Below are 25438 nucleotides of genomic sequence, written 5' to 3' on the forward strand. Positions count from 1 at the left end.
ACCGGCACCTCCACACGCCTGTATACTGTTGTAACCATTCGCGTTCCCGTCTCCTCCGTATTTAATATTTTATGAGTGTTTGTCTATGCATACGCCTCCTTTGATGAATCTATGCTACTCGCTAGTACTGTTGAGAATAACAGCAGCAAACACATCAGCACCGCTAAAATCATTTCTATACTTCCAAAAATTAGATAACAATTCATTCCTTTTTGGATTAATCAGCTTACTCAGCACACCCTTTATTATTTAAATATTTAAATAATTTTAAATATAAGTTGTTAATTTTCTTCAATAATCGATCGGCGTCTTCTTACAATCCACTTTAAAAATTACGAATTAAATTCAACTCACCAAGAAAGCCACCTCCGAAGCAACTTTTTGAATCGTTACATTTGTATTTCGTAAATATCACCTTGTGCCCGAGTCTTTTTTCATTTAAACAATCTTGCACTGTTTTACGCTTCCCCAGCTTCAACAAATTTGCTTAATTGACTCCCTAAACATTTCAGCAAGTAATTGAATGGATATCAGCTTGGTATAGTCCTGATCTAAGTCTAAGTATTGAATGACTAATTCAACATAATCTGTTAAAAAAAACGAATCCCTTCCTTCTCTTTTATAAGCAGTCCCTAAAACTTACTCCTCCGTCATTTGTTTGACCCTCCCTCTACATTAATCTTCTATATTGTATAGTAATTCAAATGACAATGATTATCAATATCAATTTCGGTTATCAAAATCAAATTTAATTAAGTAAATTGCAATGTATATTGCAATTGTATTTGAGAATCATTATCATCTTAAGCAACGGATATGTTGGGGGTGAAAATATGAATTGGAATGAACAAATCAAGTTGTGGAATAGGGCTACTGTTCGAATTTTAGATATTCGCCATCATGTTATATGTGATGGACAGGATCTGTGCAATTACAAACTTCCTGCCAATGTATTTCTGTTTGTTTCTAGTGGTAATGCCTTTGTACGAATAGATGAACATAAATGTTATGTCAAGCAACACCATTTAGTTCATACAGGTAAAGGGTCAGAGATGGACATTATGCCTGCAAGGAATGCGTTTTCATATTATCTTATTTATTTCAAGGTAAGTAATCCAGATGTAACTGTAAGCCCTTTTGCTAAACAATCAGCAAATCAGTTACTAGAACCATTACATCTATTTTATCATGTTGTCCCCCAAGAGCCTGGAGTTCTATATAATCACATTCGCGGGTTATATGAAGAATGGGGAAAATGTGATGAATTGAGCAAAATCCGCACAAAATCATTGTTCTATGAATTTATTTACGAGTTATTCAATCTCTTGCAAAACTCAACAGATAAAGGGAGACCTTCTAAACTTATTACCAATGCGCTGAATTATATTCATAAAAACTACAAAGAAGTTATTACAATGGAGCAGTTGGCTGATTTACTCGGCTGTAGCGTTAGTTATATGCATAGGTTGTTTAAAGCTGAAATCGGAAAAAGTCCAAATGATTATATTATGGGAATACGATTAGAACAAGCTAGTCAACTTTTATTGACTAGTCAGCTAAGTGTAGGGGAAATAGCTTTAAGCACAGGATATCCGGATATGTATTACTTTAGCAGGTTGTTTAAAAAGCACTTCGGAGTATCTCCGCTTCACTTTCGTGAAAGAAGGATTGACCATCAAGGTCTACATCTTAATCCATCTAAATCTTCACTATTCTCCATTGTTCCTACATCTTCGCTTTCTTATAATGAAGGAACAAAAGAAATTGAGAACCTTTCTCAATCAGAAGGAGAGATACAATTGTTTATTACAAACCGTACAAAGCCTACGCTCACTTCACTACTTCTTGTTTGTTTATCAATATTCATAAGTGGATGTCAAGCAGATAGTGGTAAGGCAAGCTCAGAAAATGAGCGAAATAACCTAGTAACAGCTGTAAGTAGTGAAGGAAAGGGAACTTCTGAAACTAAAACTTATAAGCATATTGATGGTGAGACAGAAATTCCATTAGAACCTAAGCGGGTATTTACTGATGTAAAGGTTGGACAATTAATGGCATTGGGCGTCGAGCCAGTCGGCAGTTCTAGTTACCCTTTACAAACTGGATTTATTGCTGAAAATGATATTGAAGATGTCGGTATATTTCCATTGAACCTCGAAAAAGTAGCTTCTCTAGAGCCGGATTTGATTATTTTGACGGAAGCTTGGCGAGATGGTGGAGGGTATGAAGCTTTCAGTAAAATTGCACCTACAATTGTCATACCCAATCATTCAGATAGTTTAACAGATGAACTTCATATGTTTGGAGACATTTTAGGCAAAGAAGAGGAAAGCGAGCGTTGGCTTGCTGAATTTCAAAAGAAGGTAGATGTAGCTAAAGAAAAAGTTAAAGCTGTTATTAGTGAAGAAGAAACTTTTACAATATTGAATGTACGCCCCGAAAACTTCTTTATTTATGATGATGTCAATATGGGTGGAAATATTATCTATAAGTATTTAGGTTTAACACCACAAGAAAAAGTACAGGCTGATGTGCTAAATGGGGAAGTTTGGGAAGTTTCAGCTGAGGTCATTCCCGAATATATCGGTGACCACTTATTGCTAGCAAACAATAAAGGGGCAGAAGAAACATTTAAGGAAAACAAAAAGCTTTGGGCGAATACGGCTGCTTTTCAGAATGATACAGTATATGAAATTGATTTCGACCAATTTCTACTTAATGATCCTATTAGCGTATTACATCAACTGGATATAATAACTGAGTTAATTTTAGAGAATAATAGGTAATAAGCGATTAACGTAACAAAACTCAAAAAAACTCTAAAGATTTGCTTAGTAAACAGCAATCTTTAGAGTTTTGACATTCTGCTAGCATAATCATAATCCATGAGCGTATCGTTATTTGAGTAATACATAATATTATCTTCTTTTACTATATCTAACATTTTCCATAAGGCAACTGATTCAAGACTGTTTTTCAGTTCATCTAGATTTGGATTGAAGTTTGTATGAGCAATGATGTCTGTTTCATTCAAATATTCATCTAGCACTTCCAAAGAAATTGGAGAGTAATAACCTTCTGATTTAGGGTTACCTCTATTTAAAAATTCCTTTTCTACACTTTTAGGGGCTTTCATACCTAAATTTCCATATACAATCCCCCTTGTTTTATCACCCTGAATCCCAGGTGTACCCTCTTCAACACCTTGTAAAAACACAATCTTCTTATCATATATACCCGCATCTATAAACTTTTGTTTCGCTCCCTCTACCTTGATTTCATAATCCCTTATAAGTGCTGTAGCTTGTTCAGGCATGCCAAATACTTCTCCAAAAAGTGTTACTCTATCTTCTAAAGTAGACATTTCATTATAAAAAATAGTAGAGCTATTTTATTCAATTGCTCTAAGGAGATAGAACCCCATGTTTCAGAACCTCATTGGCTGATGCGGCAAAATGATATTATGACGTACATCAATTCATTAGATTGCTGAACGTATCCGGACTTTAGTAGCGATATCAATTGATTCCTTAGAAAACTTGATTGATTCATGCTTCTAGACTCTCTATCATCCGCTATATCTTTCATAAAATGAAGCCAAGACGTTTGCATTAAATAAAACAACTACATACAAAAAAGCCTCCTTTATGACGGGGCTCCAGACTATAGACAAAGTCCGAAAAATCGACTTTGTCTATTTTTTTAAAATTAGGAGGCTATAAGCACAATTCTTTTTAGATTTTCCAAACCCTTTATTTTCAAGGATTCAGAAAAACATTTGAACTTAGAAAACTAAAACCAAATACCGACATATGATAACTTTTTGTTACAAAATTAGTTTGTCGACACTCTGAAGCCTATTTCTTTGCAATCGGTAACTCTATTAATTGCGTCACAAAATCATCTAATGCAATCATCTTACTGATATAATCATAACCAATTATCGAACTATCAAAATCAAAGTATAGTACGTTTTCTTCTTGCACTGCTGGGATATCATTCCATAATGTTACTTTCGATAATTCCTTCTTTAAACTTTCCACATCCTCAAATTTCGTATAACCAATAATATCTGCATCAGCCAAGTAATCTGGTAATACTTCAATAGAAATTTTTTCTGCAAATCCTTTAGATTCACCAGTATTAAAAACTTTCTTTTCAATCAACTTTGGCGCTGGCATGCCTAGCTCTTGATAAATAATTGAAGGGTTTAAATTGCCATGAACATGTACTTCTTTGCCTTCAACCCCTTGCACAAATCCAATTCGTTTATCTAAAAGACCAGCATCTTTTAATCGTACTTTGGCAGTCTCAATTTGTTTATGATACTGATCGATTAAATCATCCGCACGATTTTCCATGCCGAATATTTCTCCAAAAAATTCAAGCGACTCTTCTAAACTCATATTTCCTATATCAACAGTAATTGTTGGCGCAATTTTACTATACTTTTCAACAGAATCATCAAAGTGTATACCCGTAATAATTAAATCCGGATTCATTGCTAATATATTTTCTAAATTTTCTCGATCAACATACTTTATTTCTTCGATTTGTTCACTCCAAGATGTCTCCCATTTATCAAATTCAGCATACTGCTCAAAATAACTCTCTACCCCTATTAAATTTCTCTCAAAAGGAATGACATTACCTACGATTGACCAATCTGCTATAAAAATTCGCTTCGGATTCGCAGGAATCTCCACCTCCCCATTATCCGTTTTAACAATCCTCGTTTGCGATTGATTTCCATTTACCTCCGCATGTGTCCCTGTTTGTTCTGTATTATTTGTCGGTGTTGTTGCAGAACACGCTGATAACAACATCATTAAGCTAAGTATTGCTGGGAAAAGTATTTCTTTTCCTCTCATTTTTTTAAGCATTGATAACTCATCATCTCCTTTAAATTTAACTAGTTTCCCTAGTCCATCATCATTGTAAATTTGTTGAGAATCATTATCAATATCATTTCTAGGCATGTTCATTATCATTTTTCTTCTATACTCACTCGGAGTCATCTGATAATATTTCTTAAACATTCGAATCAGATTCAACTCATCTAAAAAACCGCAACCTGCAGCAATCTCTTGAATTGTTGCAAAAGATTGTCGTAAATGCTCTTTAGCCGCATCCAATCTCCTTTCGTTTAAATATTCTTGTAAACTTTTATGTTCACGCTTTTTAAACAGTCGACTTAACTGGCTTCTACTTATCGGAAACATTTCTACAAATGTTTGTATGGATATTGGTTCAGCATAATGCTCATCCAAATATTGCTTAGCAAGAGCAACATAATCTTGTTCAAAGATGCGAACCGCGCCTTCTCTAATTTCATGGTAAATTTCATAAACAAGTTGATACAGTAGTGCTTTAGCATATAATTGATCCTCTGTTGTGCCAACTACCCAATGTTCATATAATTTTTGGACTTTATTAATTGAAGAAATCGGATTCCTTAGTGAAAAACCATAGATTTGCGAGAAAGGGTCTACTTTTTCCCGCAAGCGATGAATGTCTCTTTTATAGAATGGTGCCGTCTCAGCCTTATAGAAAATCATCCAGCTTTGAATGCTAGAATGAATTGGTTCAATTGATAATTGCGTTCCTTTTCCAGCATGAAAAACACCAAAATGTTCGGAATGGTGCAATGTTTTATTTAATGTTATATTCGCCTGCTCTCCATATGTATAAATGAGCATACTACTTGGTGCCCTGTATGCGTCTATTGATTGATTGGGAAAAAGTGTTTTATGACGAACATCTATCAATGAAATCGACGAGCGCATCCATAGTTTAGCTGCAATATCGATTAAATCCTTTGTAAAATAACTCGAAAAAGCGGATTCCTCCATTTTTCTAACCCCCATATAGAGTATTCATTTACTTATTCCCTATTATCAAGCACGCCTTAATAAAAATGAAGTTGCAAATTTCCGACAAGTGAAGTAACGAAAAGCATATTAGAAAATGAATAGACCTCGTACATTAAAACGGAATGTATTAGAGATTTTTATCCTACGCTCCTAAAAATAAAAAAGACCCTTTCCACATAAGTGAAAAGAGTCTTGAAAAGCCGATATTAACGTTTTGAGAACTGAGGTGCACGACGAGCGCCGCGTAGACCTGGTTTTTTACGTTCTTTCATGCGTGAATCACGAGTAAGTAATCCAGCTGATTTTAATGCAGCACGGAAATCTGGGTCTACTTGAAGTAGAGCACGAGCGATACCGTGACGAACAGCACCAGCTTGACCAGTGTATCCACCACCGTTAACGTTTACGTGGATATCATAGCTTCCTGTAGTTTCAGTAGCTACTAATGGTTGTTTAATTACTTCGCGTAATGCAGCGAATGGTACGTATTCTTCGATTTCACGTTTGTTGATAACAATTTTACCTGTACCTGGTACTAAACGTACGCGAGCTACAGAGCTTTTACGGCGACCAGTGCCGATGTATTGAACTTGTGCCAAAGTAATATCCTCCTCTTAATTTATATTATCCGCGAAGCTCGTATGCTTCTGGTTTTTGTGCAGCATGTGGATGCTCTGTTCCAGTGTAAACATTAAGTTTAGTGAACATTTTACGACCTAAAGAGTTTTTAGGAAGCATTCCTTTAACTGCTAATTCGATCATTCTTGTTGGGTATTTATCTAACATTTCACCAGCAGTACGAGTTTTTAAACCACCCGCAAATTGAGTGTGGTGACGGTAAAGTTTACCCTCTAATTTGTTACCAGTTAAATGGATTTTGTCAGCGTTGATGATGATTACGTGATCACCTGTGTCAACGTTTGGTGTGAATGTTGGTTTATGTTTACCACGTAAGATTGCAGCTACTTCAGAAGCTAAACGTCCAAGAGTTTGGCCTTCTGCATCAACTACTAACCATTTACGGTCTACTTCGTGACCTTTAGCCATGAATGTTGTACGCATGTATATATCCTCCTAATCGATTCGATTACCGTTATTTTTCATTAGACTACACTATAAGTTTCGGGGCTTATTTGTGGTGGTAATGAAAATACCATCTGTTATCATATAATGAATGACTTTTAAAGTCAAGCAATTTCATTAAACACCTGGTGAAGTTGTTCAGAATTGTAGAACACCACTAATAGAACACTTTTTCTAAGTATAGACCTTGTGGTGGTGCGGTTTTTCCCGCCTTATCACGATCACCTGAAGCAACTACCTGCGACACATTGTCGATCTTCCGTCGACCAATGCCAACCTCCCAAAGAGTACCTGCAATAATACGTACCATATTATATAAGAAGCCATTACCTTCAATCACCATATGTAGCTCCTCTCCATGCCATTCAAACTGCAGCATTGTTACTGTGCGTACTTTATCTTTCACGCTTGTATTCGCTGCACAAAAACAAGAAAAGTCATGTGTACCAATGATAGCCTTAGCAGCCTCTTGCATTGCCTCTACGTCGGGTTTAACTCCATTTGTCTCCACAGTGTAATATCTGCGGAATGGACTTTGAATAGGCTCACAAGACCAAATATAACGGTATCGCTTCCCAGCCACGCTGTAACGCGCATGAAAATCATGTGCCACTTCCTCTACCGATAATACGCGAATATCTCTAGGTAGTTGCACATTCAAAGCCTTACTATACTTTTCTGTTGGGATGGCGAGTGGTGTATCAAAATGCAACGTTTGCCCTGTCGCATGAACTCTAGCATCAGTACGACCACTTGCAGTTACCTTCACCTTTTCTCCCTTATGCATAATGGCTAGAACACGCTCAAGCTCAGCCTGCACTGTGCGCTCCCCTGGCTGTACTTGGTAGCCAGAAAAAAGCGTTCCATCATAGCTTATAATTACTTTTAATCGTCGCATAAAGCCTACTCCTTTAACTTCTATAGAAGAATAGCAATACGCCTATTGCTACTAATAATACAAGCGCAAATGTGTCCCCCATATCCCATTTTAGCCTACGGTATCTTGTACGTCCTTCTCCACCACGATAGCCTCTTACTTCCATCGCTGTTGCTAAATCCTCCGCTCGCTTAAAGGCGCTGACAAAGAGCGGGACAAGCAATGGCACTACTGCCTTTATACGGTCCTTAATTGGTCCAGATGATAAATCAGAGCCCCGTGCCATTTGTGCCTTCATAATCTTGTCCGTCTCATCCATTAAGGTTGGAATAAAGCGTAATGAGATGGACATCATTAAAGCTAATTCATGGACAGGTACTTTTATTGCTTTTAATGGATTCAACAGAACTTCAATACCATCTGTAATAGAAATAGGTGATGTTGTTAACGTTAAAATTGACGTCATAAATACTAATACTAGAAAACGGATTGAAATAAATATTCCCCGTTTAATCCCTTCATCATAAATCGTAATGAATTTTGATTCAAAAATAGGGACGCCTTCCTTCGTCATAAAAATATGGAGAAGGAATGTGAAGGCCATTAAAAAGAGCACAGGTTTGAGACCATTAATTAAAAAATACAGGCGAATGCGCGATACTAAGACAATCAGTAGCGTGAAAGCGAGTAGCATGGCATATGTCACCGTATTATTAGCCAAAAACACAATAATAATAAAGGCGAACACAAAGATTAGCTTTGACCGTGGATCAAGTTTATGCACGGGTGAATCACCCGGTAAGAAGCGGCCAAAGATCATTTTTTCCATCATGACTCCGCACGCTCCTCTCTAAGCGCTTGAGCAATTTCAGCAGCAAGCTCCTCCTCTGTCAAACAAACCTTAGACAAAGAACGACCCATCATATGCTCGATCTTTTGTTGAAAGCGGACAATACGTGGTGGCTCCAAACGGAATTTCTTTAAGGTATCAACATCTTTAAAAATAACTCGTGGTGTTCCACTTAAGACATTCTTTCCTTCATGCATGATCACAATATTATCTGCATAACGAGCTGCATCCTCCATACTATGGGTTACTAGAATGGTTGTAAGATGACGTTCTTGATGCAGCTGATAAAACATATCCATAATTTCTTTTTGACCCCGTGGATCAAGGCCTGCTGTTGGTTCATCTAATACAATAACCTCTGGATCCATCGCTAAAACACCTGCAATAGCTACTCGACGCATTTGACCGCCTGATAAATCGAACGGTGATTTATCCAAAACGTTATCAGGCAAGCCAACTAAGCTGACAAGTTCTCTTGCACGAGCTTCAGCTTCCTCCTCTGATATACCAAAGTTCATTGGACCAAACATAATATCCTTTAACACTGTTTCTTCAAATAATTGATGCTCCGGAAATTGAAAGACTATGCCGACCTTTTGTCGTACTGCTTTTAAATCCTTCGCTTTTTTACCAGCCACAATTATGCGATCCCCAATATGTACTTCTCCTGAAGTAGGTCTTAGAAGTGCGTTAAAATGCTGAAGAATCGTTGATTTTCCAGAACCAGTATGGCCAATAATCGCTTGATAAGTATGGGATGGGATGTCAAAATCTACATCGAATAATGCCCGTTTTTCAAAGGGAGTTCCTTTTGCATAGGCATAGCTTACTTGTTGAAGTTTGATGTCCATAAATCATTCACCAACTCTTCTTCTGTCATATGTTGTCCCATTAATGGAACACCTTCCTTTTGCAATAGCTTTGATAACTTTAAGGCAAATGGCAAATCCAGTCCAAATTCAACCAGCTTGTCCCCTAGTGCAAAGATTTCAGCAGGTGTGCCTTCTGCAAATTTCTTACCATCATTCATAAAAAGAACACGATCTGCTAACATTGCCTCTTCTAAATCATGTGTAATAGATAAAACTGTTAATCCTGTTTCCGCACGTAATGTTTGGACAGTTTGTAAAACCTCTGCACGTCCCTGAGGATCTAACATGGATGTCGCCTCATCTAAAATTAAAAGCTTTGGCTTTAATGCAAGTGCCCCAGCAATGGCAACACGCTGTTTCTGTCCACCAGATAAATGATGTGGCTCATGGTCTAAAAACTGACTCATTTTTACTTGGTCCAGTGCCGCATGTACACGCTTCACCATTTCTTCAAAGGGGATGCCGTTGTTTTCCAAAGCAAATGCAACATCATCCTGTACCGTTGCACCAACAAATTGATTGTCAGGATTTTGAAAAACCATTCCCATTAAGGAGCGGGATTCCCAAAGATTTTCTTCATTTAAGGGTTCTCGTAGTATTCGCACATCTCCCTGCTGAGGAAATAATAAACCATTCATCAGCTTAGCAATCGTGGACTTACCCGAACCATTATGTCCGACTATAGCTATCCATTCGCCTTCTTCAACAGCAAAGCTAACATTTTCAACAGCATTACGACTGTTTTGAATTTCTGGTGTATATGAAAAAGTCACATTATTTAAAGATAAAATTTCAGGCATATCTAGAACTCCTCTCTCTACGCTCAGCTCTACTAACTAACTTACACTTTTTTATGTATGAATTCTACTACAATCCGTATGTCGATAAAAGAAAAATACTACAATAACAACTCAAATTAATAATGGCTTATTAAATAACAAAATACCATCCATATATTAAAAAAAGCACCACAAATTGGCGCCATCTAATCTAATAAAAAAGCGCGCACCTCATTCGATAGAAATGCGCTAGTCGTTACATTTACAAGAAATACGGGTGCTCAAGCCCTTATTTCTCCTGAATGAGGTGCGGAGAGCTAAACGAGACGCCACACCCTTAAGTGTCCGCTCATCATAACGCTCAGCTTAATTATTTGTCGTATAAATCATTTATAAAGAAAGAGGGTGGTGATTCCCACCCTCTTCACCACAAGTTTTCTCTTATGATTAAACTAGTTCAATCACAACAACAGGTGCACCGTCACCACGACGAGGACCTACTTTAAGAATACGAGTGTAACCACCTTGACGCTCAGCATAACGTGGTGCAACATCATCAAATAACTTTTGAAGTGCAAATGATGTTGTTTCGTTACCTTCTGCATCAGTCGTTGTTACTAGTTCACGACGGATGAATGCAGCAGCTTGACGGCGTGCATGTAAATCTCCGCGTTTACCTAAAGTAATCATTTTTTCAACAGCTTTACGTACTTCTTTAGCGCGAGCCTCAGTAGTTTCGATGCGCTCGTTGATGATTAAATCAGTAGCTAAGTCACGTAACATCGCTTTACGTTGAGAACTTGTACGACCAAGTTTTCTGTAACCCATGGATGTTTCCCTCCTTTATAGAAAAAAATCTGATCTTGTTAGTTGTGTTTAAATCGCTTAGTCTTCTTTGCGTAATCCTAAACCAAGCTCTTCTAACTTCGCTTTTACTTCTTCTAATGACTTACGTCCAAGGTTACGAACTTTCATCATATCGTCTTCTGATTTATTCGCAAGTTCTAGTACTGTATTAATACCAGCGCGTTTTAAACAGTTATAAGAACGAACAGAAAGATCAAGTTCTTCGATAGTCATCTCTAAAACTTTTTCTTTTTGATCTTCTTCTTTTTCGACCATGATTTCAGCAGTTTGTGCCTCATCTGTCATGCCAACGAAGATGTTAAGATGCTCGGTTAAAATTTTTGCTCCGAGCGAAATCGCCTCTTTCGGACCGATGCTGCCATCTGTCCACACATCAAGAGAAAGTTTGTCGTAGTCAGAAGACTGACCTACACGAGTATTTTCCACTTGGAAATTGACGCGTGATACTGGAGTGTAAATAGAGTCGATCGGGATCACGCCGATAGGAAGATCCTCACGTTTGTTTTGATCAGCAGGAGTGTAACCACGGCCGCGTTGTGCATACATACGCATACGTAAATGACCGTTTTTAGCGATTGTTGCAATATATAGATCTGGGTTTAAAATTTCCACGTCACTGTCATGTGTAATGTCAGCAGCCGTAACTGTACCATCGCCTTTAACATCAATCTCAATAACTTTTTCTTCGTCAGAGTAGATTTTAAGAGCTAGTTTTTTCACGTTCAAAATGATTGAAGCTACATCTTCTACTACGCCTTCTACAGTTGAGAATTCGTGAAGAACACCATCAATTTGAATTGAAGTGACAGCAGCTCCTGGTAATGAAGACAGAAGGATACGACGTAAAGAATTACCCAAAGTGTTTCCATATCCGCGTTCAAGCGGTTCTACAACAAACTTTCCATATTTGGAATCTTCGCTGATCTCCACCGTTTCAATCTTTGGTTTTTCAATTTCGATCATTTTATTTACCCTCCTTCAAAACATCGAATGTATAGGTTCTTTCCATCATAGATTCGATCGTCAATGACGTATCGTTTATTATCTGCACAAGACAGTCTGTACAAAAAATGATGTTCTCATACAATATGAGACGCACCCATTACACGCGACGACGTTTTGGCGGACGGCAACCATTGTGAGGAACTGGAGTAACGTCTTTAATAGCAGTTACTTCTAAACCAGCAGCTTGAAGTGCACGAATAGCAGCTTCACGACCAGCACCAGGACCTTTAACAGTTACTTCCAACGTTTTCAGACCATGTTCAAGGGATGTTTTAGCAGCAGTTTCTGCAGCCATTTGAGCAGCGAATGGTGTAGATTTACGTGAACCACGGAAACCAAGAGCACCAGCACTTGACCAAGATACAGCGTTACCTTGCATATCTGTAATCGTTACGATTGTATTGTTAAATGTAGAACGAATGTGTGCGATACCAGATTCGATATTCTTTTTCACACGACGTTTACGAGTTTGTTGTTTACGAGCCATGTTAAGAAGGAACCTCCTTTACCAATTATTTTTTCTTGTTCGCAACTGTTTTACGAGGACCTTTACGCGTACGCGCATTGTTCTTCGTATTTTGACCACGAACAGGTAAGCCACGACGGTGACGGATACCACGGAATGAACCGATTTCCATCAGACGTTTAATATTTAATGAAGTTTCGCGACGTAAGTCACCTTCAAGTTTGTAAGAATCTAATTGTTCACGGATTTTGTTTAACTCATCTTCAGTTAAGTCGCGTACGCGTGTATCTTCTGAAATACCTGCATCAGCTAGTACTTTCTGAGCTGTAGTTTTACCAATACCGAAAATGTACGTTAATGAAATTACAACGCGTTTGTCGCGAGGAATATCAACACCAGCAATACGTGCCATGTACGTTGTGCACCTCCTTTAGAATTAACCTTGTTTTTGTTTATGTTTAGGATTTTCACAGATTACCATTACTTTACCGCGTCGGCGAATTACTTTACATTTTTCGCAGATCGGTTTCACAGATGGTCTCACTTTCATCTAACCTAACCTCCTTAGTAGTCCGGAGCGCAAAAGATTATTTAAAACGGTATGTGATACGACCGCGAGTTAAATCATAAGGAGATAACTCAATAGTAACCTTATCTCCAGGTAGAATACGGATAAAGTGCATACGAATCTTACCAGATACGTGTGCTAGAATCACATGTCCATTTTCTAATTCTACCTTAAACATCGCGTTTGGCAAAGTCTCAACAACTGTCCCTTCGACTTCAATTACATCATCTTTCGCCATCTACTCTGTCTCCTCTCTATATGCAAATTAAAGTTCTCATCGTTACATCAAACGGATATCTGCTGCAACTTTAGAAGCAACCTCGTTTCAACATATGTTTGGATTGTATGAGAGATGTTTGAAAGACGCTCGTCTGGTTTCGCTTCACACAATCCACGGAATATACAGAACCAGTAAGGGCACTGAATCTCCCATGTTTACACGAATACCGGAATGTCTTGGATGAGATATTCATACCCGTTACACAGATGCTTCCACGAAACCCATTATACTCCTCCAAAAGGTATGTTGCACTTTTAAGAAGAAATATATACCGGGCACAATATGCTTTTGCAACTCTCAAAAAAATTATGTTTCGTTGTTGCTCCCGCATGCCTCCCGCGGAAGCAGTACTCTGCGCCCGGAGCCGGGTATCAGCTGCGGCTGCCCTGTAATAGAGCATCAAGATCAGCAAACACTTTGTTAATATCTTGCTGTCCATCTATATTAGTTAACACACCTTTAGCTTGATAGAAATCAAGTAGAGGTTGTGCTTGTTTCATATTTACTTCCAGACGGTTCGCAACCGTTTCAGGATTATCATCTGCACGTGTATAAAGCTCGCCACCATCTTTATCACATTTCCCTTCCTCAGCAGGAGGATTGAAAATTAAATGATAAGATGTACCACAAGTTTTACAAATACGTCGACCTGAAAGGCGAGCAATTAACTCATCCTTTTCAACTTGAATGTTTAATGTATGCTCAATAGCTTTACCTAGATCAGCAAGAATGCTATCTAGTGCTTCAGCTTGAGGAACAGTACGTGGGAAACCATCTAATAAGAATCCTTTTTCACAATCAGGTTTAGCCAGTCGCTCACGAACAATACCAATCGTTACTTCATCAGGTACAAGTGCACCTTGATCCATAAACGATTTAGCTTGTAAGCCAAGTTCAGTACCTTCTTTAATTGCAGCACGGAACATATCGCCTGTAGAAATATGAGGAATTGCGTACTTCTCAACAATTTTATCTGCCTGCGTACCTTTACCAGCACCTGGCAGACCCATTAAAACGATATTCATTAGGAAATATTCCTCCCACAAAAGGTTTGCTGATTAAAGGAAACGATGGAACGTTCCCTAAAAACCAACATTATTTCATAAAGCCTTTGTAGTGACGTTTAACAAGTTGAGATTCTAGCTGCTTCATCGTTTCGAGCGCTACGCCGACTACGATAATAATACTAGTACCACCGATCTGCACTGAGGCAGGTAGATTCATAAAGTTTATGAATATAACCGGCATTACTGAAATAACAGTTAAGAAAATCGCGCCGACAAATGTCAGACGATATAACACGCTTGTTAAATACGTTTGAGTGTTTTCACCAGGACGAATACCTGGAATATAAGCACCTTGCTTTTTCAAGTTATCAGCCACATTTTCTGGATTCACTTGTACGAATGCATAGAAATATGTGAATGCGATGATTAATGCTACATAAATAATCATTCCAACAGGTTTTGTATGATCAAACGTGTTATTAATGAATGTTGTAACATTATTTTCACCGAAGAACGGAACTAACGTACGAGGTGTCATCAGAAACGCTGAAGCAAAGATTACAGGAATAACCCCTGCAGCATTTACTTTTAACGGTAAATGCGTTTGTTGACCACCAGTCTGTTGGTTACGTCCAGTAACTCGTTTTGCATATTGAATTGGAATTTTACGTAGTGCTTGTTGCACGTAGATAACTCCAATAACAACCGCAAGCAAAATTAAAACAAGTAGACCAAGGATAATTAGGTTGATAAATAATTTATCACCAGCACCCTCGATTTGTTGTGCATAGATTTGGTTGATACCTGTAGGTAATGCCGCAACGATACCTGCGAAAATTACAACAGAAATACCATTACCAACGCCATGCGCAGTAATTTGATCAGCAAGCCATACTAGGAATGCTGTACCCGCTGTTAATACAATAGAAATTATAACATATGTTAAAACTCCTTCTTCCTTAATCAATGACCCGCCATACATTCTATTAAAACCGAATGACATTGCGAATGATTGAATGAAAGCAAGAATAATAGTAAAGTAGCGTGTAAATTGTGCAAGTTTACGTCTTCCGACTTCACCTTGCTTTGCCCATTCAGCAAACTTCGGTACTACGTCCATTTGCAATAACTGAACAATAATTGAGGCTGTGATGTAAGGCATAATCCCCATCGCAAAGATCGAGAAGTTCTTTAAAGCACCACCGCCAAAAGTATTGAGGAAACCAACGAGGTTAAACTCATCAGTTGCCTTTAATACATTAGCGTCAACGTTAGGTACTGGAATGAAAGTTCCAATACGAAAAACGATTAACATTAAAAGTGTGAAAATGATTTTATTTCTTATATCTCGAACACGCATAAAGTTAGAGATTGTCTGAAACATTAAATCACCTCAGTAGTTCCGCCGGCATTCTCGATTGCTTCTTTCGCTGAAGCTGAGAATTTATGAGCTTTGACAGTAAGCTTTTTATTAAGCGTTCCATTGCCTAGAACTTTAATTCCAGCTTTTTCATTGCTCACTAGACCAGTTTCAAGTAATAATGCAGCAGTTACCTCTGCACCGTCTTCGAAACGGTTTAAAGCATCTAGGTTAACGATAGCGTATTCTTTACGGTTAATGTTCGTAAAGCCACGTTTTGGTAAACGACGGAATAATGGGTTCTGACCGCCTTCAAAGCCTGGGCGTACACCGCCACCAGAACGAGCGTTTTGACCTTTATGACCTTTACCTGCTGTTTTACCGTTACCAGAACCGATACCACGACCAACGCGGTTGCGTTGCTTACGAGAACCTTCTGCTGGTTTTAACTCATGCAGTTTCATAGTGGGTGGCACCTCCTTGTTCAATAATTGGAAATTAAATTTCTTTTACAGTAACTAAGTGAGCTACTTTATCAAGCATGCCGCGAGTAGCTGCGTTATCAGCTTTCTCTACAGTTTGGTGTAATTTACGTAAACCTAAAGCTTCAACTGTTTTGCGTTGTGCAGGTTTAGTACCAATCACAGATTTAGTAAGGGTGATTTCTAATTTGTTAGCCATTATCTTTCCCCCCTTATCCTAATATTTCTTCCACTGATTTACCACGTAATTTAGCTACGTCCTCTACGCGTTTTAATTCAGTTAAACCTTGAACAGTTGCACGCACCATGTTGATTGGTGTGTTAGATCCAAGAGATTTTGAAAGAATATCAGTAATACCAGCAAGTTCTAGTACTGCACGTACTGGACCACCAGCGATAACCCCTGTACCAGGAGCAGCAGGTTTAATTAAGATTTCTCCTGCACCGAAGCGACCAAGCACTAAGTGTGGAGTTGTTCCACCAACACGTGGCACTTCTACTAAGTTTTTCTTCGCATCTTCAACAGCTTTACGGATAGCATCTGGAACCTCTTGAGCTTTACCAGTACCGAAACCTACATGACCGTTTCTATCGCCAACAACAACTAGTGCTGTGAAGCGGAAGCGACGTCCACCTTTAACAACTTTAGCAACACGGTTAATAGTAACTACGCGTTCTTCAAGTTCTCCAAGTTTGTTTGCGTCAATTCGACTCATGAAATGTGTCCCTCCTTCTTATTAAAATTCTAAACCATTCTCACGTGCAGCTTCAGCTAAAGCTTTTACGCGTCCATGATATAAGTAACCACCACGGTCAAAAACTACAGCAGTAATATTTTTTTCCGCAGCGCGTTTCGCGATTGTTTCACCGATTTTTGATGCAGTGTCAACATTGCTACCAGTACCTTCAAAACCTTTTTCTTGAGAAGATGCGCTAACAATTGTTACACCTGCTACGTCATCGATAAGTTGAGCGTAGATGTTCTTGTTAGAACGGAATACATTTAAGCGTGGACGCTCTGCAGTACCCGAAATTTTAGAACGAACTCGCGCATGACGTTTTTTACGAACTTGATTTTTATCCTGTTTCGTAATCACAAGGGTCACTCCTTTCTAATGCTTAGGCAGCATTATTTACCTGTTTTACCTTCTTTACGACGAACGTATTCGCCTTCGTAACGGATACCTTTACCTTTATATGGCTCTGGTGGACGAACGTCACGGATGTTAGATGCAAGAGCACCAACGCGCTCTTTGCTGATACCTTTAATGATGATTTTAGTGTTAGAAGGAACTTCAATTTCAAGACCATCTTCAGGTGTGAACTCTACTGGATGTGAATAACCTACGTTAAGTACAAGTTTTTTGCCTTGTAATTGCGCACGGTAACCAACACCGATAAGTTCTAAAGCTTTTTCGAAACCTGCAGAAACACCAGTAACCATGTTCGCTAGAAGCGCACGAGTAGTACCGTGGTTTGTGCGGTGTTCTTTTGATTCAGAAGGACGTGATACAGAGATTACGTTACCCTCTTGCTCAATTTTCATATCTTGGTGGAAAGAACGAACAAGTTCGCCTTTAGGACCTTTAACAGTAACAGTGTTGTCAGCTGCAACAGTAACAGTTACGTTAGCTGGTACCTCGATAATTTTTTTACCTACACGAGACATTTAGTTGCACCTCCATTCATTTATTGCTAATTACCAAACGTATGCTAGAACTTCGCCGCCAACTTGTTTAGCGCGAGCTTCTTTATCTGTTAATAAACCTTGTGAAGTTGACACTAAAGCGATACCAAGACCGTTCAGTACTTTAGGCACTTCATTTGTTTTAGCATATACACGTAAACCAGGTTTAGAAATACGTTTTAAGCCAGTGATAACACGCTCGTTATCTTTACCGTATTTTAAGAAGATACGGATAATACCTTGCTTGTTGTCTTCCACGTATTCTACGTCACGTACGAAACCTTCACGCTTTAAAATTTCAGCGATTTCTTTTTTCACGTTGGAAGCCGGTACTTCTAACTTCTCGTGACGAACCATGTTCGCATTACGAATGCGAGTAAGCATATCTGCAATCGGATCAGTCATTGTCATTACATTTACCTCCTTCCCAAATTAGGGGATTACCAGCTGGCTTTTTTCACGCCAGGAATTTGTCCCTTATATGCAAGTTCTCGGAAACAAATACGGCAAAGTTTAAATTTGCGATATACAGAGTGTGGACGGCCACAGCGTTCACAACGTGTATATTCTTGCACTTTAAACTTTTGCTTACGTTGTTGTTTAACGATCATAGATTTTTTAGCCACGTTTTCGCCCTCCTTGTTTAAATTACTTTTGGAACGGCATACCGAATTGTGTCAATAACTCGCGAGCTTCTTCGTCAGAGTTCGCTGTCGTTACGATCACGATGTCCATACCGCGTACTTTTGAAACTTTATCGTAATCGATTTCTGGGAAAATTAGTTGCTCTTTAACACCTAGAGTGTAGTTACCGCGACCATCGAATGCTTTTTTAGAAACACCACGGAAGTCACGTACACGAGGAAGTGAGATTGAGATTAATTTGTCCAAGAATTCATACATACGCTCACCGCGTAATGTAACTTTAGCACCGATTGGCATACCTTCACGTAAACGGAAACCTGCGATCGATTTTTTCGCTTTAGTTACAACTGGTTTTTGACCAGTGATAATTGTTAATTCTTCTACAGCTGCATCTAATGCTTTAGAGTTTTGAACAGCATCACCAACACCCATGTTGATAACGATTTTGTCAACTTTCGGCAATTGCATAACTGATTTATATCCAAATTTGCTCATAAGAGCAGGAGAAACTTCATTTAAATATTTTTCTTTTAGGCGGCTCATGTGTGTACCTCCCTTCTTTTATTTACTAATTAGTCGATTACTGCACCTGATTTTTTTGCAACACGAACTTTTTTACCGTTTTCGATTTTATAACCTACACGAGTCGGCTCGCCAGATTTAGGATCGATTAGCATTACGTTCGAAACGTGAATTGCAGCCTCTTGGCTTACAATCCCACCTTGTGGATTCAATTGGTTAGGTTTAACGTGCTTTTTCACGATATTTACACCTTCAACAAGAACGCGATCTTGTTTAGGGAAAGCAGCTAGGATTACTCCTTCTTTGCCTTTGTCCTTACCAGTGATAACCTTAACCTTGTCACCTTTTTTTACATGCATGCTGTCGCACCTCCTTGATTGGCACTATCATGAAATTAAAGAACTTCTGGAGCTAGAGAAACGATTTTCATGAAGTTGCTGTCACGTAATTCACGTGCAACAGGTCCGAAAATACGAGTTCCGCGTGGTGATTTATCATCACGAATAATTACACAAGCATTTTCATCAAATTTGATGTACGTTCCGTCTTTACGACGTACGCCTGATTTAGTACGAACGATAACAGCTTTAACAACGTCACCCTTCTTGACAACGCCACCTGGTGTTGCTTTCTTAACTGTACAAACAACGATATCACCGATGTTAGCAGTTTTACGGCCAGAGCCACCAAGCACTTTAATTGTAAGAACTTCACGTGCACCTGAGTTGTCAGCAACTTTCATACGACTTTCTTGTTGGATCACTTAGGTTACCTCCCTTCGGAAATGGTTGTTCCGAAATAGTTATTAAATAATAACCGCTTTTTCTACAACTTCAACTAGACGGAAACGTTTAGTAGCTGATAGCGGGCGAGTCTCCATGATACGTACGATATCACCGATTTTCGCTTGGTTTTGCTCATCATGAGCTTTAAACTTTTTAGAGTATTTTACACGTTTACCGTAAAGCTTGTGCTTTTTGTGAGTTTCAACTAAAACAGTAACAGTTTTGTCCATTTTATCTGAAACTACGCGGCCCGTGTAAACTTTGCGTTGATTACGCTCAGTCATACTTGAAAACCTCCTTTATCAGTTATTTGCACTGATTTCTCTTTCACGAATAACAGTTTTCATACGCGCGATTGCTTTACGCACTTCACGAATACGAGCTGTGTTTTCTAATTGACCAGTCGCCAATTGGAAGCGAAGGTTGAAAAGCTCTTCTTTCAGTGATTTCACTTTTAATTCAATTTCAGAAGTGGCAAGGTCACGGATTTCATTAGCTTTCATTAGATTCACCACCAGTTTCTTGACGTTTTACGATCTTACATTTAACAGGAAGCTTATGTGATGCTAAACGAAGTGCTTCACGTGCAATCTCTTCAGATACACCAGCAATTTCGAACATAATTTTTCCTGGTTTTACTACTGCTACCCAACCTTCAGGAGAACCTTTACCAGAACCCATGCGGACTTCTAGAGGTTTTTTAGTGTAAGGTTTGTGTGGGAAGATTTTAATCCAAACTTTACCGCCACGTTTCATGTAACGAGTCATCGCGATACGGGCAGATTCGATTTGACGGTTAGTAATCCAGCTAGCAGTTTGAGCTTGTAAGCCCCACTCGCCGAATGATACTTCTTTGCCGCCTTTCGCTTCGCCACGCATGTTGCCGCGGTGTTCACGACGGTATTTTACGCGTTTAGGCAATAACATATTATTTGCCTCCTTCCACAGATTTCTTCGTAGGAAGAACTTCACCACGGTAGATCCATACTTTAACGCCTAATTTACCGTAAGTAGTGTCAGCTTCTGCGTGTGCATAGTCAATGTCAGCACGTAGAGTATGAAGTGGAACAGTTCCTTCACTATAGTGTTCAGCACGCGCGATATCAGCGCCACCTAAACGACCAGATACTTGTGTTTTAATTCCTTTTGCACCAGCGCGGATTGTGCGTTGGATCGCTTGCTTTTGCGCACGACGGAATGATACACGGTTTTCTAATTGACGAGCGATGTTTTCAGCTACTAGACGAGCGTCAAGATCTGCACGTTTAATTTCAATGATGTTGATGTGTACACGTTTACCAGTTAACTCGCTAAGGTATTTACGAAGGTTTTCAACTTCCGTACCACCTTTACCGATTACCATACCTGGTTTCGCAGTGTGAATTGTAATGTTTACACGGTTTGCAGCACGTTCGATTTCTACTTTAGAAACAGAAGCGTCTTTAAGAGCCGTTTCAATATATTTACGCACTTTGATGTCTTCGTGAAGTAGAGTTGCATAGTCTTTTTCAGCGTACCATTTTGACTCCCAGTCACGAATAATACCAACGCGCAGTCCTATTGGATGTACTTTTTGACCCACGGATTAACCCTCCTTCTTCTCAGATACCACTAGAGTGATGTGGCTTGTGCGTTTGTTAATTGCGCTTGCACGTCCTTGCGCACGTGGACGGAAACGTTTTAAAGTTGGACCTTCATCAACGAACACTTCAGAAACTACTAAAGAGTTGATGTCAAGATCGTAGTTGTGCTCAGCATTAGCAACTGCAGATTTTAATACTTTCTCAACGACTGGAGACGCCGCTTTTGGAGTATGACGTAAAATTGCAACTGCTTCACCAACTTGCTTACCTCGGATTAAGTCTACAACTAGACGTACTTTGCGAGGAGCAATGCGTACTGTACGAGCGATAGCTTTAGCTTGTGTCATTAGGATTTACCTCCTCTCAAAATTAGCGTCTTGTTTTCTTGTCGTCTGCACCGTGACCTTTGTAAGTACGTGTCGGTGCGAACTCACCAAGTTTATGGCCTACCATATCTTCTGTTACGTATACAGGAACATGTTTACGTCCATCATATACAGCAATCGTTAAACCGATGAAGTTCGGGAAGATTGTAGAACGGCGTGACCAAGTTTTGATAACTTGTTTTTTCTCAGAAGCCTCTTGTACTTCCACTTTTTTCATTAAGTGGTCATCAACAAAAGGTCCTTTTTTCAAGCTGCGACCCATGTAGGAACCTCCCTCCGTGATTCCACCACGGCTCTCACATAGAACCGTAGTTTAACCACTTTATTTTTTACGACTACGGATGATAAATTTATCCGATTTGTTTTTCTTCTTACGAGTTTTGTAACCAAGTGCTGGTTTACCCCAAGGAGTCATTGGTGATTTACGTCCGATTGGAGAACGTCCTTCACCACCACCGTGTGGGTGATCGTTAGGGTTCATTACAGAACCACGAACTTCTGGGCGTTTACCTAACCAACGGCTACGACCTGCTTTACCGATGTGTACAAGTTCATGTTGTTCGTTACCAACTTGACCGATTGTAGCGCGGCAAGTAGCTAACACTAAACGTACTTCACCAGATTGAAGACGAACGATTACGTACTTATCTTCACGACCAAGTACTTGAGCAGAAGTACCAGCTGAACGTACTAATTGTCCACCTTTACCAGGTTTTAACTCGATGTTATGGATTGTAGTACCCATTGGAATGTTTGCTAATGGTAATGCATTACCTACTTTAATATCAGCATCTGGACCAGAAACGATTGTTTGACCAACCTCTAGACCTTTTGGTGCTAAGATGTAAGCTTTTGCTCCATCAGCGTAGTTGATTAATGCGATATTCGCAGAACGGTTTGGATCATATTCAATAGTAGCAACTTTTGCCGGAATGCCATCTTTAACACGTTTGAAATCGATAACACGGTATTGCTTCTTATGACCACCACCATGATGACGAACAGTGATTTTACCTTGGTTGTTACGACCAGCTTTGCGTTTAGTTGGTTCAAGCAATGATTTCTCAGGCTTGTTAGTTGTAATTTCCGCAAAGTCTAATGACGTCATGTTACGACGACCATTAGAGGTAGGTTTATACTTTTTAATCGCCATTGTGTTTTCCCTCCTTCTTGAGTGTTCAAATCATAAATCCATTAAGGATTACACTTCGAATAATTCAATTTCTTTGCTATCAGCAGTTAATTTAACAATCGCTTTACGACGTTTGTTAGTGTAACCACCGTAACGGCCAACGCGCTTGAATTTACCTTTGTAGTTAAGAACGTTTACTTTCTCAACTTTTACGCCAAAGATTTCTTCTACAGCGTCTTTTACTTGAGTTTTGTTAGCGCGAGTGTCTACTTCGAAAGTATACTTTTTCTCTGCCATAAGTTCTGAAGAACGCTCAGTAATGACCGGACGTTTTAAAATATCACGTGCTTCCATTATCCAAGCACCTCCTCAACTTTTTCTACTGCAGATTTAGTGAATACAACTTTTTCATGACCTAATAGATCAAGAACGTTGATTCCATTTGCAGTTAAAACTGTTACACCTGGGATGTTACGAGCAGATAATGCTACGTTTTCATCTAGGTCAGCAGTTACGAATAAAGATTTTTTCTCTAAAGAAAGATCTTTAAGAATTTTTGTGAATTCTTTTGTTTTTGGTGCTGCTAGAGTTAGAGCATCAAGAACTAAGAAGTTTTGTTCTACTACTTTAGCTGATAAAGCAGATTTAAGAGCTAAGCGGCGAACTTTTTTAGGTAATTTATAAGAATAGCTACGTGGAGTAGGACCGAATACGATACCACCGCCGCGCCATTGTGGAGAACGGATAGAACCTTGACGAGCACGACCAGTTCCTTTTTGACGCCATGGTTTACGACCACCACCAGCAACCTCAGAACGGTTTTTAACCTTGTGATTACCTTGACGAAGAGAAGCACGTTGAGCTACTACTGCGTCGAATAATACTGCTTCATTTGGCTCGATTCCGAAGATCGCATCGTTTAATTCGATTTCACCAACTGAAGCACCTGTTTGACTAAGTACAGATACTTTTGTCATTCCTGTTTCCTCCTTTCCTTAAGTGATTACTTAGCTTTAATTGCAGATTTAACTGTAACTAGAGCTTTTTTAGAACCAGGAACATTACCTTTAACAAGTAGTAAGTTACGCTCCGCATCAACTTTCACGATTTCTAAGTTTTGGATTGTAACTACATTGCCACCCATTTGACCAGGTAATTTCTTTTGTTTGAATACGCGGTTCGGAGCAACTGGACCCATTGAACCAGGACGACGGTGGTAACGAGAACCGTGGGCCATAGGACCACGAGATTGTCCGTGGCGTTTAATTACACCTTGGAAACCTTTACCTTTAGTAACACCAGTTACATCAATTACATCGCCTTCTGCGAAAATTTCTACTTTGACTTCTTGACCAACTTCGTATTCTCCAACGTTCACGTTGCGGAATTCACGAATGAAGCGCTTAGGAGCAGTGTTCGCTTTTGCTACGTGACCTTGTTGAGGTTTGTTAGAAAGCTTAACGCGCTTGTCTTCGAAACCAACTTGAATTGCTTCGTAGCCGTCTGTTTCAACAGTTTTCTTTTGAAGAACTACGTTTGGCGTAGCTTCGATAACTGTTACCGGGATTAAATCGCCGTTTTCAGCGAAAACTTGTGTCATACCAATTTTTCTACCTAAGATTCCTTTAGCCATTTGTCACACCTCCTGTAAATTTTGAAAAGTTATATTATTTTTACCATTAAAGTTTGATTTCGATATCAACGCCAGATGGTAAATCAAGTTTCATTAACGCATCAACAGTTTGTGGTGTTGGGTTAACGATATCGATCAGACGTTTATGCGTACGCATTTCGAATTGTTCACGAGAATCTTTGTACTTGTGAACCGCACGAAGAATTGTGTACACAGACTTCTCAGTTGGAAGTGGAATCGGACCTGATACACTTGCACCTGAACGTTTTGCAGTTTCCACAATTTTCTCAGCAGACTGATCTAAAATACGGTGATCATACGCTTTTAAACGAATACGAATCTTTTGTTTTGCCATTATTTTCCCTCCTTCTCGCCTATTTTCTAGACATTCTCCACGAAAATTTTCCCACACACCGCCATGGCAAAGCGGCCGGGTGTGTCGGCAACCTCTCGTTTCATCGCAGTCAAAGACCAACATTCAACATTATATACAATAAAAAAAGAATAAGCAAGTCTTTTCGCTAAATTCTTTTAAATGTTGTAGATATTCTTAATACTACTACTTCTTCGCTTTATTAAGCCGTTTATTAGTATATAAAATTTCTCTACATATTGCAACACTAAAGGTTGTCATATCAACATTTTCGCACATTTCAAATAACTCAAAAAAAGAAAAGTAGTTTCTATCTTTATAGA

General features: G+C 39.0%; 38 protein-coding genes and 1 pseudogene. 1 reads left to right on the top strand and 38 read right to left on the bottom strand.

Annotated features, from left to right (window positions below):
• Positions 1-833 precede the first annotated feature (833 nt).
• Complete coding sequence (locus MHB65_RS24200) at positions 834-2786, top strand: helix-turn-helix domain-containing protein (RefSeq protein ID WP_342442018.1); 1953 nt, start codon at positions 834-836, stop codon at positions 2784-2786.
• 62 nt (positions 2787-2848) lie between these two features.
• Here the strand turns inward: MHB65_RS24200 and MHB65_RS24205 are convergent, their stop codons facing one another.
• The 38 genes and pseudogenes from MHB65_RS24205 to rpsJ form a co-directional block, all read right to left on the bottom strand.
• Entirely contained in the window at positions 2849-3316 is a 468-nt protein-coding gene (locus MHB65_RS24205; protein WP_342442019.1) for a hypothetical protein, read from the bottom strand.
• A 541-nt stretch (positions 3317-3857) separates the two neighbouring features.
• Positions 3858-5852, bottom strand: a complete 1995-nt coding sequence (locus MHB65_RS24210) for an AraC family transcriptional regulator (RefSeq protein ID WP_342442020.1) — start codon at positions 5850-5852, stop codon at positions 3858-3860.
• A gap of 227 nt (positions 5853-6079) precedes the next feature.
• Positions 6080-6472, bottom strand: a complete 393-nt coding sequence (rpsI, locus tag MHB65_RS24215; protein WP_004233744.1) for a 30S ribosomal protein S9 — start codon at positions 6470-6472, stop codon at positions 6080-6082.
• A gap of 25 nt (positions 6473-6497) precedes the next feature.
• Positions 6498-6935, bottom strand: coding sequence for a 50S ribosomal protein L13 (gene rplM / locus MHB65_RS24220; RefSeq protein ID WP_004233742.1), 438 nt, complete (start codon positions 6933-6935; stop codon positions 6498-6500).
• Positions 6936-7113: 178 nt separating this feature from the next.
• Positions 7114-7854, bottom strand: coding sequence for a tRNA pseudouridine(38-40) synthase TruA (truA, locus tag MHB65_RS24225; protein ID WP_342442021.1), 741 nt, complete (start codon positions 7852-7854; stop codon positions 7114-7116).
• 13 nt (positions 7855-7867) lie between these two features.
• Positions 7868-8665 (bottom strand): energy-coupling factor transporter transmembrane protein EcfT, encoded by a 798-nt coding sequence (locus MHB65_RS24230; RefSeq protein WP_205446157.1) that lies wholly within the window; start codon positions 8663-8665, stop codon positions 7868-7870.
• Entirely contained in the window at positions 8662-9534 is an 873-nt protein-coding gene (locus tag MHB65_RS24235) for an energy-coupling factor ABC transporter ATP-binding protein (protein ID WP_342442022.1), read from the bottom strand. Before MHB65_RS24235 ends, MHB65_RS24230 begins: the two co-directional genes overlap by 4 nt.
• Positions 9510-10355 carry an energy-coupling factor ABC transporter ATP-binding protein gene (locus MHB65_RS24240; RefSeq protein ID WP_205446159.1) on the bottom strand — a complete coding sequence of 282 codons (846 nt, stop codon included), beginning with the start codon at positions 10353-10355 and terminating at the stop codon, positions 9510-9512. Before MHB65_RS24240 ends, MHB65_RS24235 begins: the two co-directional genes overlap by 25 nt.
• A gap of 426 nt (positions 10356-10781) precedes the next feature.
• Positions 10782-11162, bottom strand: coding sequence for a 50S ribosomal protein L17 (gene rplQ / locus MHB65_RS24245; protein WP_012296051.1), 381 nt, complete (start codon positions 11160-11162; stop codon positions 10782-10784).
• Positions 11163-11219: 57 nt separating this feature from the next.
• Complete coding sequence (locus MHB65_RS24250) at positions 11220-12164, bottom strand: DNA-directed RNA polymerase subunit alpha (protein WP_004233733.1); 945 nt, start codon at positions 12162-12164, stop codon at positions 11220-11222.
• A gap of 139 nt (positions 12165-12303) precedes the next feature.
• Entirely contained in the window at positions 12304-12693 is a 390-nt protein-coding gene (rpsK, locus tag MHB65_RS24255; RefSeq protein WP_004233731.1) for a 30S ribosomal protein S11, read from the bottom strand.
• Between the two features lie 25 nt (positions 12694-12718).
• A complete protein-coding gene (gene rpsM / locus MHB65_RS24260) occupies positions 12719-13084 on the bottom strand; it encodes a 30S ribosomal protein S13 (protein WP_004233729.1) in 366 nt (121 codons plus the stop codon).
• A gap of 24 nt (positions 13085-13108) precedes the next feature.
• Positions 13109-13222, bottom strand: a complete 114-nt coding sequence (rpmJ, locus tag MHB65_RS24265) for a 50S ribosomal protein L36 (protein ID WP_000868344.1) — start codon at positions 13220-13222, stop codon at positions 13109-13111.
• A gap of 37 nt (positions 13223-13259) precedes the next feature.
• Positions 13260-13478, bottom strand: coding sequence for a translation initiation factor IF-1 (infA, locus tag MHB65_RS24270; protein ID WP_004233690.1), 219 nt, complete (start codon positions 13476-13478; stop codon positions 13260-13262).
• 86 nt (positions 13479-13564) lie between these two features.
• Positions 13565-13642 (bottom strand): annotated as a pseudogene (locus MHB65_RS24275) (type I methionyl aminopeptidase); the annotation flags it as partial.
• Positions 13643-13891: 249 nt separating this feature from the next.
• Positions 13892-14545, bottom strand: coding sequence for an adenylate kinase (locus tag MHB65_RS24280; RefSeq protein ID WP_016992655.1), 654 nt, complete (start codon positions 14543-14545; stop codon positions 13892-13894).
• Positions 14546-14615: 70 nt separating this feature from the next.
• Positions 14616-15911, bottom strand: a complete 1296-nt coding sequence (secY, locus tag MHB65_RS24285) for a preprotein translocase subunit SecY (protein WP_004233672.1) — start codon at positions 15909-15911, stop codon at positions 14616-14618.
• Positions 15911-16351, bottom strand: a complete 441-nt coding sequence (gene rplO, locus MHB65_RS24290; protein ID WP_004233670.1) for a 50S ribosomal protein L15 — start codon at positions 16349-16351, stop codon at positions 15911-15913. Before rplO ends, secY begins: the two co-directional genes overlap by 1 nt.
• 34 nt (positions 16352-16385) lie before the next feature.
• Positions 16386-16568: a 50S ribosomal protein L30 gene (gene rpmD, locus MHB65_RS24295; RefSeq protein ID WP_004233668.1), complete on the bottom strand. Its 183-nt coding sequence runs from the start codon at positions 16566-16568 to the stop codon at positions 16386-16388.
• Between the two features lie 13 nt (positions 16569-16581).
• A complete protein-coding gene (rpsE, locus tag MHB65_RS24300) occupies positions 16582-17085 on the bottom strand; it encodes a 30S ribosomal protein S5 (protein WP_008181711.1) in 504 nt (167 codons plus the stop codon).
• A gap of 21 nt (positions 17086-17106) precedes the next feature.
• Positions 17107-17466 (bottom strand): 50S ribosomal protein L18, encoded by a 360-nt coding sequence (rplR, locus tag MHB65_RS24305; RefSeq protein WP_205446160.1) that lies wholly within the window; start codon positions 17464-17466, stop codon positions 17107-17109.
• Positions 17467-17498: 32 nt separating this feature from the next.
• Entirely contained in the window at positions 17499-18038 is a 540-nt protein-coding gene (gene rplF, locus MHB65_RS24310; protein WP_008181715.1) for a 50S ribosomal protein L6, read from the bottom strand.
• A 30-nt stretch (positions 18039-18068) separates the two neighbouring features.
• Positions 18069-18467, bottom strand: coding sequence for a 30S ribosomal protein S8 (rpsH, locus tag MHB65_RS24315; protein ID WP_008181717.1), 399 nt, complete (start codon positions 18465-18467; stop codon positions 18069-18071).
• Positions 18468-18496: 29 nt separating this feature from the next.
• Positions 18497-18682: a type Z 30S ribosomal protein S14 gene (locus MHB65_RS24320; protein WP_004233656.1), complete on the bottom strand. Its 186-nt coding sequence runs from the start codon at positions 18680-18682 to the stop codon at positions 18497-18499.
• Positions 18683-18704: 22 nt separating this feature from the next.
• Positions 18705-19244, bottom strand: coding sequence for a 50S ribosomal protein L5 (rplE, locus tag MHB65_RS24325; RefSeq protein ID WP_008181719.1), 540 nt, complete (start codon positions 19242-19244; stop codon positions 18705-18707).
• A 29-nt stretch (positions 19245-19273) separates the two neighbouring features.
• The gene (rplX, locus tag MHB65_RS24330) at positions 19274-19582 is read right to left on the bottom strand and encodes a 50S ribosomal protein L24 (RefSeq protein WP_004233652.1); all 309 of its coding nucleotides are present in this window, start codon (positions 19580-19582) and stop codon (positions 19274-19276) included.
• 35 nt (positions 19583-19617) lie between these two features.
• Entirely contained in the window at positions 19618-19986 is a 369-nt protein-coding gene (gene rplN, locus MHB65_RS24335; protein WP_004233650.1) for a 50S ribosomal protein L14, read from the bottom strand.
• A 42-nt stretch (positions 19987-20028) separates the two neighbouring features.
• A complete protein-coding gene (gene rpsQ, locus MHB65_RS24340) occupies positions 20029-20292 on the bottom strand; it encodes a 30S ribosomal protein S17 (RefSeq protein WP_008181723.1) in 264 nt (87 codons plus the stop codon).
• An 18-nt stretch (positions 20293-20310) separates the two neighbouring features.
• Positions 20311-20511: a 50S ribosomal protein L29 gene (rpmC, locus tag MHB65_RS24345; protein ID WP_004233646.1), complete on the bottom strand. Its 201-nt coding sequence runs from the start codon at positions 20509-20511 to the stop codon at positions 20311-20313.
• Positions 20501-20935: a 50S ribosomal protein L16 gene (gene rplP, locus MHB65_RS24350; protein ID WP_025116437.1), complete on the bottom strand. Its 435-nt coding sequence runs from the start codon at positions 20933-20935 to the stop codon at positions 20501-20503. Before rplP ends, rpmC begins: the two co-directional genes overlap by 11 nt.
• 1 nt (position 20936) lies before the next feature.
• Entirely contained in the window at positions 20937-21590 is a 654-nt protein-coding gene (rpsC, locus tag MHB65_RS24355) for a 30S ribosomal protein S3 (protein WP_025116438.1), read from the bottom strand.
• A gap of 3 nt (positions 21591-21593) precedes the next feature.
• On the bottom strand, positions 21594-21938 hold the full coding sequence (gene rplV / locus MHB65_RS24360) for a 50S ribosomal protein L22 (protein ID WP_004233639.1): 345 nt from the start codon (positions 21936-21938) through the stop codon (positions 21594-21596).
• 22 nt (positions 21939-21960) lie between these two features.
• Complete coding sequence (gene rpsS, locus MHB65_RS24365; RefSeq protein WP_008181911.1) at positions 21961-22239, bottom strand: 30S ribosomal protein S19; 279 nt, start codon at positions 22237-22239, stop codon at positions 21961-21963.
• A 60-nt stretch (positions 22240-22299) separates the two neighbouring features.
• Positions 22300-23130: a 50S ribosomal protein L2 gene (rplB, locus tag MHB65_RS24370; RefSeq protein WP_036124661.1), complete on the bottom strand. Its 831-nt coding sequence runs from the start codon at positions 23128-23130 to the stop codon at positions 22300-22302.
• Between the two features lie 48 nt (positions 23131-23178).
• Complete coding sequence (gene rplW, locus MHB65_RS24375) at positions 23179-23463, bottom strand: 50S ribosomal protein L23 (protein ID WP_036124663.1); 285 nt, start codon at positions 23461-23463, stop codon at positions 23179-23181.
• Positions 23463-24086: a 50S ribosomal protein L4 gene (rplD, locus tag MHB65_RS24380; protein WP_012296062.1), complete on the bottom strand. Its 624-nt coding sequence runs from the start codon at positions 24084-24086 to the stop codon at positions 23463-23465. The genes rplW and rplD overlap by 1 nt, the downstream gene beginning before the upstream one ends.
• A 26-nt stretch (positions 24087-24112) precedes the next feature.
• The gene (gene rplC, locus MHB65_RS24385; RefSeq protein ID WP_205446161.1) at positions 24113-24742 is read right to left on the bottom strand and encodes a 50S ribosomal protein L3; all 630 of its coding nucleotides are present in this window, start codon (positions 24740-24742) and stop codon (positions 24113-24115) included.
• Positions 24743-24788: 46 nt separating this feature from the next.
• Positions 24789-25097, bottom strand: a complete 309-nt coding sequence (gene rpsJ, locus MHB65_RS24390; RefSeq protein WP_004233624.1) for a 30S ribosomal protein S10 — start codon at positions 25095-25097, stop codon at positions 24789-24791.
• Positions 25098-25438 lie beyond the last annotated feature (341 nt).

Origin of the sequence: Lysinibacillus sp. FSL K6-0075, from assembly GCF_038592945.1 — a bacterium.
Lineage (GTDB): Bacteria > Bacillota > Bacilli > Bacillales_A > Planococcaceae > Lysinibacillus > Lysinibacillus fusiformis_F.

Bases quoted from the DNA above. Each gene is read 5' to 3' on its own strand.
- MHB65_RS24235 (WP_342442022.1), bottom strand. From the start codon at position 9,534: ATGGACATCAAACTTCAACAAGTAAGCTATGCCTATGCAAAAGGAACT.
- MHB65_RS24210 (WP_342442020.1), bottom strand. From the start codon at position 5,852: ATGGAGGAATCCGCTTTTTCGAGTTATTTTACAAAGGATTTAATCGAT.
- MHB65_RS24250 (WP_004233733.1), bottom strand. From the start codon at position 12,164: ATGATCGAAATTGAAAAACCAAAGATTGAAACGGTGGAGATCAGCGAA.
- rpsE (WP_008181711.1), bottom strand. From the start codon at position 17,085: ATGAGTCGAATTGACGCAAACAAACTTGGAGAACTTGAAGAACGCGTA.
- MHB65_RS24200 (WP_342442018.1), top strand. From the start codon at position 834: ATGAATTGGAATGAACAAATCAAGTTGTGGAATAGGGCTACTGTTCGA.
- rplC (WP_205446161.1), bottom strand. From the start codon at position 24,742: ATGGCTAAAGGAATCTTAGGTAGAAAAATTGGTATGACACAAGTTTTC.
- rpmC (WP_004233646.1), bottom strand. From the start codon at position 20,511: ATGAAAGCTAATGAAATCCGTGACCTTGCCACTTCTGAAATTGAATTA.
- rplB (WP_036124661.1), bottom strand. From the start codon at position 23,130: ATGGCGATTAAAAAGTATAAACCTACCTCTAATGGTCGTCGTAACATG.
- rplE (WP_008181719.1), bottom strand. From the start codon at position 19,244: ATGAGCCGCCTAAAAGAAAAATATTTAAATGAAGTTTCTCCTGCTCTT.
- MHB65_RS24280 (WP_016992655.1), bottom strand. From the start codon at position 14,545: ATGAATATCGTTTTAATGGGTCTGCCAGGTGCTGGTAAAGGTACGCAG.
- truA (WP_342442021.1), bottom strand. From the start codon at position 7,854: ATGCGACGATTAAAAGTAATTATAAGCTATGATGGAACGCTTTTTTCT.
- MHB65_RS24240 (WP_205446159.1), bottom strand. From the start codon at position 10,355: ATGCCTGAAATTTTATCTTTAAATAATGTGACTTTTTCATATACACCA.
- rpsS (WP_008181911.1), bottom strand. From the start codon at position 22,239: ATGGGTCGCAGCTTGAAAAAAGGACCTTTTGTTGATGACCACTTAATG.
- rplM (WP_004233742.1), bottom strand. From the start codon at position 6,935: ATGCGTACAACATTCATGGCTAAAGGTCACGAAGTAGACCGTAAATGG.
- rpsJ (WP_004233624.1), bottom strand. From the start codon at position 25,097: ATGGCAAAACAAAAGATTCGTATTCGTTTAAAAGCGTATGATCACCGT.
- rpsQ (WP_008181723.1), bottom strand. From the start codon at position 20,292: ATGACTGAGCGTAATCAACGCAAAGTTTACACGGGCCGCGTAGTTTCA.
- MHB65_RS24205 (WP_342442019.1), bottom strand. From the start codon at position 3,316: ATGCCTGAACAAGCTACAGCACTTATAAGGGATTATGAAATCAAGGTA.
- rplD (WP_012296062.1), bottom strand. From the start codon at position 24,086: ATGACAAAAGTATCTGTACTTAGTCAAACAGGTGCTTCAGTTGGTGAA.
- rplP (WP_025116437.1), bottom strand. From the start codon at position 20,935: ATGTTATTGCCTAAACGCGTAAAATACCGTCGTGAACACCGCGGCAAC.
- rplX (WP_004233652.1), bottom strand. From the start codon at position 19,582: ATGCATGTAAAAAAAGGTGACAAGGTTAAGGTTATCACTGGTAAGGAC.
- secY (WP_004233672.1), bottom strand. From the start codon at position 15,911: ATGTTTCAGACAATCTCTAACTTTATGCGTGTTCGAGATATAAGAAAT.
- rpsK (WP_004233731.1), bottom strand. From the start codon at position 12,693: ATGGCTCGTAAACAACAAACTCGTAAACGTCGTGTGAAAAAGAATATC.
- rplQ (WP_012296051.1), bottom strand. From the start codon at position 11,162: ATGGGTTACAGAAAACTTGGTCGTACAAGTTCTCAACGTAAAGCGATG.
- rpmD (WP_004233668.1), bottom strand. From the start codon at position 16,568: ATGGCTAACAAATTAGAAATCACCCTTACTAAATCTGTGATTGGTACT.
- rplW (WP_036124663.1), bottom strand. From the start codon at position 23,463: ATGGAAGCACGTGATATTTTAAAACGTCCGGTCATTACTGAGCGTTCT.
- rplF (WP_008181715.1), bottom strand. From the start codon at position 18,038: ATGTCTCGTGTAGGTAAAAAAATTATCGAGGTACCAGCTAACGTAACT.
- rpsH (WP_008181717.1), bottom strand. From the start codon at position 18,467: ATGACAATGACTGATCCGATTGCAGATATGCTTACTCGCATTCGTAAT.
- rplV (WP_004233639.1), bottom strand. From the start codon at position 21,938: ATGACACAAGCTAAAGCTATCGCTCGTACAGTACGCATTGCTCCTCGC.
- rplO (WP_004233670.1), bottom strand. From the start codon at position 16,351: ATGAAACTGCATGAGTTAAAACCAGCAGAAGGTTCTCGTAAGCAACGC.
- MHB65_RS24230 (WP_205446157.1), bottom strand. From the start codon at position 8,665: ATGATGGAAAAAATGATCTTTGGCCGCTTCTTACCGGGTGATTCACCC.
- rpsM (WP_004233729.1), bottom strand. From the start codon at position 13,084: ATGGCACGTATTGCTGGTGTTGATATTCCTCGCGACAAACGCGTTGTA.
- rpmJ (WP_000868344.1), bottom strand. From the start codon at position 13,222: ATGAAAGTGAGACCATCTGTGAAACCGATCTGCGAAAAATGTAAAGTA.
- infA (WP_004233690.1), bottom strand. From the start codon at position 13,478: ATGGCGAAAGATGATGTAATTGAAGTCGAAGGGACAGTTGTTGAGACT.